Source organism: Allobosea sp. FG18 (assembly GCF_057809495.1).
In genome coordinates this window covers 37,697-53,706 of sequence record NZ_JBMDKB010000015.1, presented here as the reverse complement: position 1 = coordinate 53,706, position 16,010 = coordinate 37,697, and the positions used below count along the sequence as shown (strand labels likewise).

At 67.9% G+C, this 16,010-nt stretch carries 10 protein-coding genes; 8 read left to right on the top strand and 2 right to left on the bottom strand.

Annotated features, from left to right (window positions below):
- The 8 genes from ccmI (at window position 1) to ACODTJ_RS17070 (ending at window position 10,623) form a co-directional block, all read left to right on the top strand.
- The gene (ccmI, locus tag ACODTJ_RS17105; RefSeq protein ID WP_454657657.1) at window positions 1-1,104 is read left to right on the top strand and encodes a c-type cytochrome biogenesis protein CcmI; all 1,104 of its coding nucleotides are present in this window, start codon (window positions 1-3) and stop codon (window positions 1,102-1,104) included.
- Entirely contained in the window at window positions 1,101-1,616 is a 516-nt protein-coding gene (gene ccmE / locus ACODTJ_RS17100; RefSeq protein WP_454657656.1) for a cytochrome c maturation protein CcmE, read from the top strand. The genes ccmI and ccmE overlap by 4 nt, the downstream gene beginning before the upstream one ends.
- Window positions 1,617-1,623: 7 nt before the next feature.
- A complete protein-coding gene (locus ACODTJ_RS17095) occupies window positions 1,624-3,600 on the top strand; it encodes a heme lyase CcmF/NrfE family subunit (RefSeq protein WP_454657655.1) in 1,977 nt (658 codons plus the stop codon).
- A gap of 4 nt (window positions 3,601-3,604) precedes the next feature.
- Window positions 3,605-4,075 (top strand): cytochrome c-type biogenesis protein, encoded by a 471-nt coding sequence (locus ACODTJ_RS17090; protein ID WP_454657654.1) that lies wholly within the window; start codon window positions 3,605-3,607, stop codon window positions 4,073-4,075.
- 114 nt (window positions 4,076-4,189) lie between these two features.
- Window positions 4,190-5,362 carry a Do family serine endopeptidase gene (locus ACODTJ_RS17085; RefSeq protein ID WP_454657653.1) on the top strand — a complete coding sequence of 391 codons (1,173 nt, stop codon included), beginning with the start codon at window positions 4,190-4,192 and terminating at the stop codon, window positions 5,360-5,362.
- Window positions 5,363-5,485: 123 nt separating this feature from the next.
- Window positions 5,486-6,166, top strand: coding sequence for a winged helix-turn-helix domain-containing protein (locus tag ACODTJ_RS17080; protein ID WP_454657652.1), 681 nt, complete (start codon window positions 5,486-5,488; stop codon window positions 6,164-6,166).
- Window positions 6,153-7,652, top strand: a complete 1,500-nt coding sequence (locus ACODTJ_RS17075) for a sensor histidine kinase (RefSeq protein ID WP_454657651.1) — start codon at window positions 6,153-6,155, stop codon at window positions 7,650-7,652. Before ACODTJ_RS17080 ends, ACODTJ_RS17075 begins: the two co-directional genes overlap by 14 nt.
- A 16-nt stretch (window positions 7,653-7,668) precedes the next feature.
- Entirely contained in the window at window positions 7,669-10,623 is a 2,955-nt protein-coding gene (locus ACODTJ_RS17070; protein WP_454657650.1) for a bifunctional [glutamine synthetase] adenylyltransferase/[glutamine synthetase]-adenylyl-L-tyrosine phosphorylase, read from the top strand.
- A gap of 3 nt (window positions 10,624-10,626) precedes the next feature.
- Here the strand turns inward: ACODTJ_RS17070 and ACODTJ_RS17065 are convergent, their stop codons facing one another.
- Both ACODTJ_RS17065 and pepN read right to left on the bottom strand, forming a co-directional pair.
- Complete coding sequence (locus ACODTJ_RS17065; protein WP_488849508.1) at window positions 10,627-12,921, bottom strand: PAS domain-containing sensor histidine kinase; 2,295 nt, start codon at window positions 12,919-12,921, stop codon at window positions 10,627-10,629.
- 398 nt (window positions 12,922-13,319) lie between these two features.
- The gene (gene pepN, locus ACODTJ_RS17060) at window positions 13,320-15,965 is read right to left on the bottom strand and encodes an aminopeptidase N (protein ID WP_454657648.1); all 2,646 of its coding nucleotides are present in this window, start codon (window positions 15,963-15,965) and stop codon (window positions 13,320-13,322) included.
- Window positions 15,966-16,010: the final 45 nt, after the last annotated feature.

Here is a 16,010-nt window from a genome sequence, read left to right as displayed (position 1 = left end):
ATGATGATCTGGGCCATCTTTGCAGCGATGACGGGAGCAGCGATCTTCGCCTTGCTCTGGCCGCTCGGCCATGGCCGGGTGCAGGGCTTCGCCGATGTTTCGGATGCCCGCAGCCTGTACCGCTCCCAGCTCAAGGAGATCGACCGCGATCTCGCGCGCAAGCTGATCGGCGAAGAGGAGGCGCAGGCCGCCCGCACCGAAGCTGCGCGCCGGCTCTTGCGCGCGGCTGGCGATGAAACCGGGCCTGCTGGCGAGACCGAGCCTTCGCTGCGCCGCCGTCGAGCGAGTTCCGCCCTGATGCTTTCGGTCGTGCCGCTGCTCGCCCTGCTGATCTACGGTCTCTACGGCTCTCCCGGCCAACCCGATCAGCCGCTGGCGGCGCGGTTGGAGAAGGCCGGGCCGCAGCAGGATTTCGCCCTCGTGCTCGCGCGCATGGAAGCCCATCTCTCCGCCAATCCGGGGGATGCCAAGGGCTGGTCGCTGCTCGCGCCGATCTATCTGCGCCAGGGTCGCTACGAGGAGGCTGCGAAAGCCTTCGCCGCCGCGGTCCGATCCGGCAAGCCCGATGCTGATCTCTTCGCCGGGCTGGGCGAGGCCCGCATCATGGAAGCCGGCGGCGTCGTGACCGCCGCGGCGCGCGAAGCGCTGGGCGAGGCCGTCAAGCTCGATCCGAAAAGCCCTCGGGCGCGCTATTATCTCGCTCTGGCCAAGGAGCAGGATGGTGACGGCGAGGGCGCACAGGCCGCGCTCTCTCAGCTCCTCGCCGAAGCGCCCGCCGATGCCGACTGGGCCGGGGCCGTCCGCGCCCGGTTGGAGCGGATGCAGGCCGATGCCGGCCGCCAGGCGGTCGCAGCCCTTCCCGAAGCCGAGCGCCAGCAGGCGATCAAGGCGATGGTCGACGGGCTTGCCGAGCGGCTGAGCACTGGGGGCGGCAGCGTGTCCGAGTGGAGCCGCCTGATCCGCGCCCGCGCCGTCCTTGGGGACAAGCCCGCGGCGCTCCAGGCCGTCAAGACCGCGCGCGAGCGGCTGGCCGAGGACAAGACCGCGCTTGCGGCCATCGACGCTCTCGCCGATGAATTGGCCTTGAAGGAGGCCGCGCCATGACGATCGCACAGCCGACGCAGCCGCTTCCGGCGAAACGCCGCTTCACCCGCAAGCAACGCAGGCTGACGCTGATCGCGGCGGCCGGCACCGTGCTGTTCCTTGCAGCCGGCCTCGTCCTCTTCGCGATGCGCGATACCATCGTCTTCTTCTACGGTCCGACGGAGATCGCCGAGAAGGGCGTACAGCCCGGTACCCGCATGCGCCTGGGCGGGCTGGTCGAGACCGGCTCGGTCCAGCGTGGCACAGGCCAGCGCATCTCCTTCGGCGTCACCGACGGCAAGACCTCGATCAAGGTCGGCTATGACGGCCTGCTGCCCGATCTCTTCCGGGAAGGGCAGGGCGTCGTCACCGAGGGTGTCTTCGAGGGCGCCGGGCGCTTCAAGGCGGATTCGGTGCTGGCGAAGCATGACGAGACCTATATGCCGCGCGAGGTCGCCGACGCGCTGAAGAAGCAGGGGCATTGGCAGGCAGGCGGTACCAGCACGCCGGCTGCCGCCCCGGCAAAGCCGTGAGCCGAGCATGATCGTCGAAATCGGCCATTACGCGCTGGCGCTGGCGCTCGGTGTTTCCGTCATCCAGGCGGTCGTGCCGTTCTGGGGCGTGCTCCGGCAGGATCGCACGCTGGCCTCTGTCGGCAGCAGCGCGGCGCTGGTCTCGTTCGCGCTGGTCGCCCTGTCCTTCGCCGCTCTGGTGACATCCTATGTCCGCTCCGATTTCTCGGTCGGCAATGTCGTCGCCAATTCCCACTCGGCCCAGCCGCTGATCTACAAATTCACCTCCGTCTGGGGCAACCATGAAGGCTCGATGCTGCTCTGGGTGCTGATCCTGACGTTGTTCGGGGCGCTGGTCGCACTCTCGCGCCGCTCGCTGCCGCCGCGTCTGCGGGCAGGGACGCTCGCCGCACAGGGGCTGGTTGCGGTCGCCTTCCTCGCCTTCACCCTGCTGACCTCGAACCCGTTCCAGCGGCTGTCGCCGGTGCCGGCCGAGGGGCAGGATCTCAACCCGATTCTGCAGGACCTCGGCCTCGCGATCCATCCGCCGCTGCTCTATGTCGGCTATGTCGGCTTCTCGATCACTTATGCCTTCGCGGTCGCCGCCCTGATCGACGGGCGCATCGATGCGATGTGGGCGCGCGCGGTTCGCCCCTGGACGCTCCTGGCCTGGACTTTCCTGACGCTCGGCATCGCGATGGGCTCCTATTGGGCCTATTACGAGCTCGGCTGGGGCGGCTGGTGGTTCTGGGACCCGGTCGAGAACGCCTCCTTCATGCCCTGGCTTGCCGGAACGGCCCTGATCCACTCGACCGTGGTGATGGAGAAGCGCGACGCGCTGAAGGTCTGGACGATCCTGCTCGCGATCCTGACCTTCTCGCTCTCGCTGCTCGGCACCTTCATCGTCCGCTCGGGCGTGCTGACCTCGGTCCATTCCTTCGCCACCGATCCGGCGCGCGGCCTCTTCATTCTCCTCATCCTGATCTTCTTCGTCGGCGGCTCGTTGGCGCTCTTCGCCTGGCGGGCGCCGCTGCTGCGGCAGGGCGGTCTGTTCGCGCCGGTCTCCCGGGAGAGCGCGCTCGTCGTCAACAACGTCTTCCTGGCGACAGCCTGCGCCACCGTCTTCGTCGGCACGCTCTATCCGCTGCTGCTGGAGATGGTGACCGGCGACAAGATCTCGGTCGGCCCGCCCTTCTACAACGCGACCTTCGTGCCGGTGATGGTTCCGCTGCTGCTGCTCCTGCCGATCGGCCAGTCGCTGGCCTGGAAGCGTGGCGACCTGCTCGGCGCGGCACAGCGCAATGCCTTTGCCTTCGGCATCGCGGTGCTGGCGGCGCTCGCGCTGCTCTTCTTCACTCGCGGCGGGCCGGTTCTGGCACCGCTCGGTATCGGCTTGGGCGTGTTCCTCGTCCTTGCTGCCGGCTTCGATCTCGGCGAGCGCATCGTCGCGCGTGCCAGCGGTTGGCGCGCGATGCTGTCGCGGGCCCGCGGCCTGCCGCGCTCGGCCTGGGGCACGGCTTTCGCTCATGCCGGCATCGGCCTGAGCATCATCGGCATCGCCGCGCAGGCCTGGAGCACCGAGGCGATCACGGTCCTGAAGCCCGGCGAGCGCCTGACCAGTGGCCGCTACACCATCGTGCTGGAAGCCATCTCACCGCGGACCGGCCCGAATTTCCGGGCCGAGGTCGCCCGCTTCCAGGTTTTCTCGGGCGATCGCGAACTGATGCCGGTCGAAGCATCCAAGCGCGTCTACACGGCCCGCTCGATGCCGACGACCGAGGCCGGAATCCGGACCGACGGCCTGAGCCAGGCCTATGTCAGCCTTGGCGAGGCGCAGGATGGTGGCGTCGCGGTTCGCCTCTATGACAAGCCGTTGATCCTGCTGATCTGGATCGGCTCGCTCGTAATGGCGCTCGGCGGCGGGCTTTCGCTGACCGACCGGCGCTTCCGGCTCGCGGCGCCGAAGCGCGCCGCGCCGGCAGTTGCCGTGCAGCCGGCGGAGTAGGCCGATGCGGCGGATCGCCCTCATCCTCGGCCTGATACTGCTGGTGGCGCCCGGTGCCCGCGCCGTGCAGCCCGACGAGGTCCTGCCCAATCAGGCGCTGGAACAGCGAGCGCGCAACATCTCCGGCGGCCTGCGTTGCCTCGTCTGCCAGAACCAGTCGATCGACGATTCCGATGCGCCGCTCGCCCGCGACCTGCGCATTCTGGTGAGGGAGCGTCTCGTCGCCGGGGACGACGACAAGGCCGTGGTCGATTTCGTCGTCGCGCGCTACGGCGATTTCGTCCTGCTACGCCCGCCGTTCAATGCGCGGACGCTGCTGCTCTGGGGCGCGCCGTTCCTCATCCTGTTCGCCGGTGTGGCCTTCGTCTGGCGGTGCGGGCGGCAACGGATGGGCGAGGAGACTGTCGCGTCGGTGCCGCTGACAGATGAGGAGCGCAGGCGCGTCGATAGGCTGTTGCGGGACGAGCAGGGCTGAACCGCGCAACCTTACGAAACCGTCATCTTCAGGCCAAAGCCGCGTAAGGCGGCGGGCGTCATGGTCTTCCTCATGAGCAGGGACAGAACCCTGTCACTCCATGAGGTTCCCGCCATGACGACACAGACCGAAAATCGCAAGTCCATCCTGAAGCGCGGCGCCCTTCTCGCCGGCACCGCCATTCTCGGCATCGGCCTCGCCGCCGGCATCGCCGACAGCGCGCTGATGCAGAACCACAATGCCATCGCGCAGCCGATCCAGCTTTCCGGCGCGCAGACGGCGCTCCCCTCCTTCGCCGATCTCGTCGAGAAGGTGAAGCCGGCCGTCGTCTCCGTCCGCGTGAAGGCGCAGGTCGCCTCCGCCGGTGACGAGCAGAGCCTTGACGACATTCCCCCGCAGCTGCGTCGCTTCTTCCGGGAGCGCGGCGAGGGCGCCATGCCGAACCGGCCGCAGCCGCGCCAGAGCATGTCCCAGGGCTCCGGCTTCTTCGTCAGCCAGGACGGCTATGTCGTGACCAACAACCACGTCGTCGAGAACGCGGTCGAGGTCCAGCTCGTCACCGATTCCGGCAAGACGCTGGAAGCCAAGGTGGTCGGCACCGATCCGCGTACCGATCTCGCCCTGCTCAAGGTCAAGGACAGCGGCAACTATCCTTACGTCCAGCTCGCCGACGCCAAGGCGCGGATCGGCGACTGGGTGCTGGCGATCGGCAATCCCTTCGGCTTGGGCGGCACGGTCACGGCCGGCATCGTCTCGGCGCAGGGCCGCGATATCGGGTCGGGACCCTATGACGACTTCATCCAGATCGATGCGCCGATCAACCGCGGCAATTCGGGCGGCCCGACCTTCAACCAGGCCGGCGAGGTCGTCGGCGTCAACACTGCGATCTACTCGCCTTCCGGCGGCAATGTCGGCATCGCCTTCGCGATCCCGGCCTCCACCGTCAAGCAGGTCGTCGAGTCGCTGAAGAAGGACGGCACGGTGGCGCGCGGCTTCATCGGCGTGCAGATCCAGCCGGTCACGACCGAGGTGGCCGACGCCATTGGCCTGAAGGACGCCAAGGGCGCGCTTGTCGCCGAGGCGCAGGGCAACGGCCCCGCAGCCAAGGCCGGCATCCGCCGCGGCGACACCATCACCGCCGTCAACGGCGAGGCGATCAAGGATGCCCGCGAGCTGTCGCGCAAGATCGCGACCTTCGCGCCGGGCACCAAGACGACGATCACCGTCTTCCGCGAAGGCAAGTCGCGTGACGTGACCTTCGAGGTCGGCCGCCAGCCGGCGGCCTGAATGTAGTCGGCAGGTCCCTCGGTTCCCTGTCGCCCCAGCCCAGGGACTTTGCCCTCGCGGCGGCAGGCCGGATGCGTATCATCCAGCCTGCCGTTCTCGCGTTTGATAAGCTAGAGTTGGTCCATGCGACTCCTGATCGTCGAAGATGACGCCGAGGCTGCGGCCTATCTGACCAAGGCATTCCGCGAGGTCGGCCATGTCGCCGACCATGCCGCGGACGGGCTGGAGGGCTATGCCATGGCCGAGGGGGGCGGGTATGACGTGCTGGTCGTCGACCGCATGCTGCCGCGCCTCGACGGGCTCTCGCTGATCCGTTCGCTGCGCGAACAGAAGGACGACACGCCTGCGCTGATCCTCTCGGCGCTCGCCCAGGTCGACGACCGGGTGAAGGGCCTGCGTGCCGGCGGCGACGACTACCTGCCCAAGCCCTACGCCTTCTCGGAGCTGCTCGCCCGCGTCGAGGTGCTGGCCCGCCGCCGCGGCGCGCCTGCCTCCGAGCCAACTACCTATCGCGTCGGTGAACTGGTGCTCGACCGGCTCGCCCATCGCGTCACCCGCGCGGGGCAGGAGATCGTCCTGCAGCCGCGCGAATTCCGGCTGCTCGAATATCTCATGAAGCATGCCGGGCAGGTCGTGACCCGCACGATGCTGCTGGAGAACGTCTGGGACTATCATTTCGACCCCCAGACCAATGTCATCGACGTGCATGTCAGCCGCCTGCGCGCCAAGGTCGACAAGGGCTTCGAGCAGCCGATGATTCATACCATCCGCGGCGCGGGATACATGGTCCGTGACACCCGCTGACGCTCTTCCGCGCAAGCGCCAGAAGTTCCTGCCGACGCTGTTCCGCACGACCGCCTTCAAGCTGACGGCGGCCTATCTCGTCATCTTCGCGCTCTTTGCGGCGTTCGCGCTTGGCTATGTCGCCTGGAACGCGCAGCGCCTGCTGACCGACCAGATCCGCTCGACCATCGATGCCGAGATCCAGGGCCTGGCCGAGCAGCAGCGCCAGGGCGGCATTCGCCGCCTCGCCAACATCATCGAGCGCCGCTCGCGGGCGCCGGGTGCCTCGCTCTATCTCGTCACAACGCCGGTCGGCGAGCGCATTGCCGGCAATGTCGAGGCGATTCCCCCCGGCACGCTCGACCAGACCGGCGAAAGCGAGATCGAATATGCCCGCACCAGCGAGGCGCTCGACCGGCCGAGCCATGCGCTTGTGCGCGTCTACCTGCTGCCGGCGGGGTTCCGCCTGCTCGTCGGCCGCGATCTCGAGGAGCGCGACCGGCTCGGCATCGTCATCCGCCGCGCCGCCGGCTGGTCGCTGGCGCTGGTCTTCGTCCTCGGCTGCTTCGCGAGCTGGTTCGTGGCGCGGCGCGTGCTGAAGCGCATCGACGGCATGACTGAGACCGCGCACGGTATCATGGAGGGCGACCTGAAAGGCCGGCTCGCAATCACCGGCACCGGCGACGAGCTCGACCGGCTCGCGCTGAACCTCAATGCCATGCTCGATCGCATCGGCGAGCTGATGGCCGGGATGCAGCAGGTCACCGACAATATCGCCCACGACCTCAAGACGCCGCTGACCCGCCTGCGCAACCGCGCCGAGGAGGCTCTGCGCACGGCACAGTCGCCGGACGAATTGCGGGCTGCGCTCGATGGTGCGATCGAGGAGGCGGACAACCTGATCCGCGTCTTCAATGCTCTTCTGATGATCGCCCGCCTGGAGGCCGGCCGCGCCAGCGAGAACATGGGTGAGCTCGACCTGTCCGAGATCGTCTCCGGCCTCGCCGAGCTCTACGAGCCGCTGGCCGAAGAGGCGGAGTTGACGCTGACCTGCGAGGTCGCGCCCGGTCTCAAAGTCCAGGGCAACCGCGAGCTGATCGGCCAGGCTCTGAATAACCTCATCGACAACGCTCTGAAATACGGCGCCCCGGAGCAGGGTGGCGACGGCACAGTGGCGGTCTCGGCCCGGCAGATCGGCGATCAGGTCGAGCTTTCTGTGGCCGATCACGGCCCCGGCATCCCGGAGGTCGATCGCGGCCGTGTTCTCGATCGCTTCGTCCGGCTTGATGCCAGCCGCAGCAAGCCGGGCTTCGGCCTCGGCCTGTCACTGGTGGCCGGCGTGGTGCGCCTGCATGGCGGTCAGCTCCGGCTGGAGGACAATGCGCCTGGCCTGCGCGTGGTCATCCTCCTGCCGGCCGGCAGCCCGAAGCCTGTGGACACGCCGGCCCTCGCGGAACCTGCCGCCTCGACAGCGGCGCCAAACCCTGCTGGCCTGCCGTCTCTTTGAGGCAGGACGGTGAGCAATGGCGGAACGGCTCTGTGACAGGCTTGCGGCTGCGCCGGTCCTGCCGGCGAAGGCCAAGGCCGAAGCGCTGCTGAAGCGCGAGCTGATCGAGCGGCTGCATGACGAGGAAGTGGCCGGGGCGTTGAGCGCGCATCTGGCGGAACAACCGCTGAGCGCCGCGCTGGTCGCCGGCATCCTCGCTCATTCGCCCTTTCTGACGCAGATCATGCGCTTTGATCCGGCTGGGCTGCTCGCCGCCCTGACGGAAGCGCCGGAGACCCGCCGCGACGTGCTGCTGGCTGGCATCGCGGCCTTTGCCGGGGCGGGCTGCGAAACCGCCGACCTGATGCGCGAATTGCGCCGCTTCCGCCGCTCGATGGCGCTGCTGATCGCGCTCGCCGATATCGGCGGCGCCTGGGACGTCGAGACCGTGACACAGGCGTTGACCGCGACCGCCGACACGGCGACGCGCCTCGCCACCAACCATGTCCTGCGCCAGGCCGCCGATCTCGGCCGGATCAACCTCGCCGATCCCGCCGATCCTGGCCTCGGCTCCGGTCTCGTCGTGCTGGCGCTCGGCAAGCATGGTGCCGGCGAGCTGAACTATTCCTCCGACATCGATATCGTCGTCTTCTTCGATCCCGAGGCCGCGGAGGCGGCCGGCGTCGGCGAGCCCTCGAGCTTCTTCGTCAAGCTGACCCAGCAGATCGCGCGCATCATCCAGGAGCGGACGCCCGACGGCTATGTCTTCCGCGTTGACCTGCGCCTGCGGCCGGACCCGGCCTCGACCCATGTCGCGGTCTCGCTGCCCTCGGCCTATTCCTATTACGAGACGGTCGGCCAGAACTGGGAGCGCGCCGCCATGATCAAGGCCCGGCCGATCGCGGGCGATATCGAGCTGGGCCGCCGTTTTCTTGGGGACCTCGCGCCCTTCATCTGGCGCAAGTATTTCGACTTCGCCACCATCGCCGACATCCACGCGATGAAGCGCCAGATCCAGACGGTGAAGGGCCACGAGACCATCGCGGTCGCCGGCCATAACGTGAAGCTCGGGCGCGGCGGCATCCGCGAGATCGAGTTCTTCGTGCAGACGCAGCAGCTCGTCTTCGGCGGAAGACGGCCGGCCCTGCGCGGCCCGCGTACGCTCGACATGCTCGGGGAACTGACCAATGAGGGCTGGATCACGCCGCCGGCCCGCGACGAGCTCTCCGAATCCTATCGCTGGCTGCGCACCATCGAGCACCGCCTGCAGATGCAGGCCGACGAGCAGACGCAGACGCTGCCCAAGGCGGCGGGCGAACTCGAAGGCTTCGCCCGTTTCTGCGGCTATCCCTCGACGGCTGCCTTCGGCAAGGCGCTGACCGCCCATGCCAGGCGCGTCGAAGGACATTACGCCCTGCTGTTCGAGGAAGGGCCGAGCCTGGCCTCCGAGGCCGGGACGCTGAGCTTCACCGGTTCGGAGGCCGATCCCGAGACCATCGAGACGCTCGGCAAGCTTGGCTTCCGCGATGGCGCGACCGCTGCGGAAACCGTGCGTGGCTGGCATTTCGGCCGCCGCGCCGCCGTCACCAGCGCCCGCGCCCGCGAGGTGTTGACGGAACTGACGCCGGCCTTGCTCGTCGCGCTCGGCCGTACCGCCGATCCCGACGGCGCGCTCGCTCATCTCGACAACGCCTTCGTCCGTATGCCGGCGGCGATCGAACTGCTGACGCTGCTGCGCTCGCATGATTCCCTGCTGACGCTCTTCGCCGAGATTCTCGGCAGCGCGCCGCGCCTCGCCAAGGTCGCGGCCCTGCACCCGCATGTGCTCGACGGCGTCATCGATCCCGCCTTCGGGCAGGCGGTGCTCGATGTCGAGGCGCTGGAGCGCCGCATCCGCAACTATGTCGGAGCGCCACCGCCGAGCGTCGAGGACGGGCTCGACCGCCTGCGTGACGCTGCCAGGCAGGAGAATTTCCTCGTCGGCGCCCGGTTGCTCTCCGGCGTCTATCCGGCGCAAGGAGCGGGGCAGGCCTATTGCGTGGTTGCCGAAGCCTGCCTGCGCGTCGCCTTCGCCGATACGCGCCGGTCCTTCACGGAAGATCATGGCGCGATCGAAGGAGCGGAGACCGTGGTGCTTGCCCTCGGCCGGCTCGGCGCCGGCGAACTCACGCCCTCATCCGATCTCGACCTGATCCTGCTTTATGACCGGCCGGAGGACGCCGGCCCCAGCGATGGCGCCAAGAGCCTCGATCCGGTCACCTGGCATGTCCGCTTCACCCAGCGCCTCGTCGCGGCGCTGACTGTGCCGACGCGGCGCGGCACGCTCTATCAGGTCGACATGCGCCTGCGCCCGACCGGCAACAAGAGCCCGGCCGCGACCCAGTTCGCGGGCTTCGAGGCCTATCATGCCGGGGAGGCCGAGATCTGGGAGGAGATGGCGCTGACCCGCGCCCGCGTCGTCGCCGGCGATGCCGGTCTGGCCAAGCGCGTCGAGGCCTCGATCCGCGCGATCCTCTCGCGCAAGCGCGAGCCGGCCAAGGTCGCCACGGCTGTCTCCGAGATGCGCGCGCTGATCGCCAAGGAGAAGGGCGAGAAGGACCCGTGGGACCTGAAGCTCGCGGCCGGCGGCATCACCGATCTCGACTTCCTCGCCCAGTTCCTGCTGCTCGCCTATGCCAGCAAGCATCCCGGCCTGATCGTCAACGACACCGCCTCGGTCTTTGCGGCGGCCAAGGCTGCCGGTCTGCTTTCGGATGGCGATGCCTCTGTGCTGCTGGAGGCGCATCGCCTGATCGGTGACGTCCAGCTCTGGCAGCGCTTCACGGTCGAGGAGGCGTTCGATCCCAAGGCCGTGCCGCCCCGGGTGCTGCGTCGCATCGCGACGGCGGTCGGGCGGCCGGATGCGAAGGTTCTGAAGGCGGAGCTGGACGAGGTCCGCTCCAGCGTGCGGGCGATCTTCACCCGCATCTTGTCCCAGGCGAAGGCTGGGTGAGCCCTATGCTGCCTGGGCGGTCACGCGATGGGCGCCGCCGTCGAGCGGCAGGTGGACCATAACGATGGTGCCGGCGCCCATCGCCGAGCGCAGGCGCAGCGAGCCGCCATGCAGCTCGGTGAGCGAGCGGGCGATGGCGAGGCCGAGCCCCGAGCCCTTGTAGCTGCGGACGAGATCGCCCTCGACCTGCTCGAACGGGCGGCCGACGCGGTCGATCTTCTCCTTGGGGATGCCGATGCCGGTATCCTCGATGAAGATGTTGAGCGCACCGGGGACATGGCGGGTGCGCACCGCGATCCGTCCGCCTTCCGGCGTGAACTTGGCGGCGTTGTCGAGCAGGTTGCCGAGGATCTGGTAGAGCGCGTGCGGATCGGCTTCGAGATGGGTGTCGAGCGGGCCTTCGATGGCCAGCACGAGCTGCTTGCGTTCGACTTCCGGCTGGACCTTCTGCAGCGCCTGGTCAAGCACCGGGCCGAGCGCGATCTCGGTCTTCTCCAGCCGGACACGGCCGGATTCGATGCGCGACATGTCGAGGATGTCGTCGATGATGCCCAGGAGGTAGCCGCCGCTAGTGCGGATGTCGCGGACATAGTCGGTGTACTTCTCGCCGAGCGGGCCGAACATGCCGTTCTCCATGATCTCGGAGAAGCCGATGATGGCGTTGAGCGGCGTGCGCAGCTCATGGCTCATATTGGCGAGGAACTCGGACTTGGCGCGGTTGGCGCCTTCGGCGGCGGCCTTCTGCTCGAGATAGCGCTCGGCGAGATCGGCGAGCTGCTGCGCCTGGGCTTCGAGCTTCTGGCGGGAGGCCTTGAGATCGGTGACATGCATCAGGAGCTGGTGCTCGGACTGGGTCAGCCGCTCTTCCTGCTGCTTGAGCTTGGTGATGTCGGTGCCGACCGAGACCGAGCCGCCATCCTTGGTGCGGCGGCCGTTGATCTGCAGCCAGCGGCCGTCCGAGAGGCGGGCCTCGTAGGAGGCGCCGGCATTGCCGCGCTGGACCCGCAGCGGCTCGCGGTCGATCTGCGGCTGGGCGGAAAGCTCCATGATCTCGTCGTAGGAGACGCCCGATTGCAGGGCGTCGGTCGGGAGCTGGTGGAGCTGCTGATACTTGGCGTTGCAGAGCACGAGGCGATTGTCGGCATCCCAGAGCACGAAGGCTTCCGAGATCGCCTCGACGGCATCGCGCAGGCGGGCGTCCGAGGTCGCGGTGCGCTCGGCCATACGGCGTTGCTCGGAGATGTCGACGACGATGCCGACGAGATGGCGGGAGCGCGTGCGGCGGTCGATCACCAGCTCGGCGCGGGCCTTGAGCCAGATCCATTCGCCCGAGGCGGAGCGGACGCGGAACTCGCGGTCGAGATGATCGGCCTCGCCGCGGCTGATCGCGTCGGCCAGCGCATAGAGATCGACGTCTTCCTGGTTGATGAAGCTCGAGACCTCGCCGAAGGACATGTACTCGCCGGTGCGGTCATAGCCGAGCAGAGCATACATCGAATCCGACCAGTAGATGCGGCCGCGCGCGAGATCCCAGTCCCACAGGCCGCAATGGCCGCGGTTGAGCGCGGTGTCGATGCGCTCGCGGACGCAGTCGCAATCCTGGTCGGCGGCGCTCGCTCGCTTCGACTGGAGCATGAAGGCGAGCGTGGTGACGCCGAGGATGAGGCCGGCGGCGCCGAACAGGAGGATCAGCCCCGACCGGCGGAGCTGCCAGACCGAGAGCGCGCGGGAGACCGGCTGCAGCACTGCGACCTGCCCGAGGGGGGCGGCGAGATTGCGCACGCTGGCGAAGACATCGGCGCCGCTCGGCAAGGTGATGCGCATCACGCCGGCGCGGTCACCGAACACGGTGAGCGGCTGGGTCTGGCCGAGGAAGTCGACGAGGGTGCGTTGCGTCTGGCCGATCACCGGCTCGCTGGCGATGACGCGGCCATCGGCGCCGCTGACATGGACGAAGCGGCCATGGGCTGCGAGGTGGCGAGCGGTCAGCGCTGCCAGGACCGTGGCCGGCTCCTTGCCCGCCAGCGTGGCGGTGTCGAGTTCACGGGCAATCAGCGCCGAGACCAGGTCCATGTCGCTGGCCGCATCGATGAGGGCGTCGTCGCGCATGGCCGATGTCTGGATCAGCGCGCCGGCGCCGAGAATGATGAGGAAAAGTCCCACAAACGCAGGGATTGCGGTGCGGAAGGTGGGTTCGAAGCTTTCGAAGCGATGATACAGAGGGTGCGTCAGCGAACGCGCTACACCCAGAATCGTATCGGCGCGCACAGGTGCGCAGCCCGCGTTGGCACGCGACATGCCCGGTCCCCCTTCGGAACTTTACCGTCAGTAAGATCGGGAGACGTGCCGCATCCCCGCGAATCACTGTCAGTTGAATCCGGGCGCCTCGGTTTGTCTAGCCCTGAGTTGAGTCAGGAGTGTCGAATTCTCCTTTAGGTTGCAGTGCTTATGGCGATGAATCCTGCGCGGGTAATGAAACGTTAACGTTTTGGACAGGTCGCCGTTAACCATTCCGCGGAACGCCTGTGAAGCTTGGCCCGGAAGGCTGTCGTGACGCCTCAGCCCTCATCCTGAGGAGCAGCCGCAGGCTGCGTCTCGAAGGATGCTCCAGATGGTTCCGGAGCCTCCCGGAACATCCTTCGAGACGCAGCCTGCGGCTGCTCCTCAGGATGAGGGCTGCGGATGGTGTCAGCTTCTCAGGCGAGCGCTCTTTCGGCGATGTCTGCGACGTCCCGCGACAGGTTCGGCAGGCGTGCGACGGTGCCCAAAGCCTCCTGCGCGAGGCGCTTGCGGCCGGGCTCCAGCATACGCCAGCTCTTGAACGAGCCGAGCAGCCGGGAGGCGACCTGCGGATTGGTCTTGTCGAGCGCGACGACGATATCGGCGACGAACTCGTAGCCCGCACCATCGGCCCGGTTGAACTGGGTGAGATTGGCCGCGAAGCCGCCGATCAGCGCCCGCACGCGGTTGGGATTGCCGAGCGAGAAGGCCGGGTGCTGCATCAGCTGCTTGACCCGCTCCAGCGTGCCGGGCTCGGCGATCAGCGCCTGGGCCATTAGCCATTTGTCGAGCACCAGCGGCTCGCCGGCATAGGCCTCGGCGAAGCGCCTGATCAGGGCTTCCCGGCGCTCGCCGGGGATCAGAGTCATGGCGGCAAGCGCCGCCAGCCGATCGGTCAGGTTGTCGCCCCCAGTGAACTGCCCTTCGCAGAGATCGGCGGCCTCGGTCGGGGCAGCCAGCGCCGCCAGCCCGAGCAATTCGTTGCGCAGCGCCCGCCGCCCGGCCGAGGCCGCATCGGGGCGATAGGCGCCGCTCGCAGCGAGCGCCCCGCGTAGCCCAGGCAATTCGCCGAGCAATGCCTTGCCGATCGCGCCCGACAGCTTGCGATGGGCGGCGAAGATCGCGTCGGGATCGACATCCCCGCCGATCTCGCGGGCGATGTCGGCCGGCGCGGGCAGGCGCAGCACCTGCGCGGCGAAGGCGGGATCGGACAGCGCATCGGCCTTGAGGAAGACCTGCAGAGCCTCACCGAGCTTGCTGGCGGTCGTTGTCAGCACGTTGGCGTCGGCGCCGGGTTTGCCGGCGGCCACGAGCACGCGTGTGGCAACGCTCTGGAGCGACTGCCAGCGGTTGAAGGAATCGCTGTCGGCCGAGAATAGCCGCAGCAGGTCGCTATCGCTCAAATCGAGGTCGAGCCGCGCCGGGGCCGAGAAGCCGCGCATCAGCGAGGGGATCGGCGCCTCGGGAACATCCTCGAAGGTGATCGAGAGGGAAGCCTGGTCGAGCACGATGAGCCCGTCGCCGGCATAGGCGTTCGAGGCCGTCTTCAGCGGCAGGTCGCCCTTGGCGCCGACGAGGCCGAGCTTGATCGGGAGAACGACCGGCTGCTTCTCGGTTTGGCCGGGCGTCGGCGGCGTGCTCTGCGCCAGGTCGAGCGTGTAGCGTTTGGCAGCCGCGTCATAGCGGCCCGACGCCACGATGGTCGGCGTGCCCGCCTGCTCGTACCAGCGGGCGAAATGGTCGAGGTTCTGGCCCGAGGTCTCGGCGAAGCAGGCGAGGAATTCCTCGATCGTCGCGGCCGTGCCGTCGCAGCGCTCGAAATAGAGGTCCATGCCGCGCTTGAAGGCGTCGTCGCCGATCAGCACCTTGAGCATGCGGATGACTTCCGCGCCTTTCTCATAGACCGTCGGCGTGTAGAAGTTGTTGATTTCCTTGTAGGCGCGCGGCCTGACCGGATGGGCGAGGGGGCCGGCATCCTCCGAGAACTGGGTCGAGCGCAGCGTGCGGACATCGGCGATGCGCTTCACCGGGCGCGAGCGTTCGTCGGACGAGAATTCCTGGTCGCGGAAGACGGTGAGGCCCTCCTTCAGGCAGAGCTGGAACCAGTCGCGGCAGGTGATGCGGTTGCCGGTCCAGTTGTGGAAATACTCATGCGCGATGATCGCCTCGATCGAGGCATAGTCGCCGTCGGTCGCGGTCTGCGGATCGGCGAGGACGTACTTGTCGTTGAAGATGTTGAGGCCCTTGTTCTCCATCGCCCCCATGTTGAAATCGGACACGGCGACGACGTTGAACACGTCGAGATCGTAATTGCGGCCGAAGACCTGCTCGTCCCAGCGCATGCAGCGCACCAGCGAATCCAGCGCCCAGCCGGCGCGATCGGCCTTGCCCGGCTCGACATAGACGGCGAGCTCGACCTTGTGGCCGTCGGCGGTGACGTAATCCTGCCGGACATGGTCCAGCGCCCCGCCGACCAGCGCGAAGAGATAGGCGGGCTTCGGGTGCGGGTCATGCCAGACGGCAAAATGCCGGTCGCCGCCGGGCAGTTCCGCCGCCGCGACGAGATTGCCGTTGGAGAGCAGCACCGGCGCTTCCGCCTTCGCCGCCTCGAGCCTGACGGTGTAGACGCTCATCACGTCCGGCCGGTCGAGGAAATAGGTGATGCGGCGGAAGCCGTCCGCCTCGCACTGCGTGCAATAGACCTTCGAGGAGCGATAGAGCCCCATCAGCTTGGTATTGGCGGATGGATCGAGCTCGGTCTCGATCGTCAGCGTGAAGTCATGCGGCGGCGGATTCGGGAGCGTCAGTGCCTGCGGCGTCACGGTGTAGGCAGACGCATCGAGCGGCTTGCCGTCGATGGCCAGCGATTTCAGGACGAGTTCGTCGCCGTCGAGCCTGAGCGGCGCGCCGGGCTGCCCTTCCGGATTGGGGCGCAGTGCCAGCAGGGCCCGCACCCGCGTCTTCTGCGGATGCAAGCTGACGTCGAGATCGACCGTGTCGATCAGCCAGTCGCTGGGGCGGTAATCCTCGAGGCGGATCAGCGGAGCATCTTCGGTACGCATGGAAGCCCTGATGGCGAGAGTCAGGGTGCGTATGTAGGGCGTTTC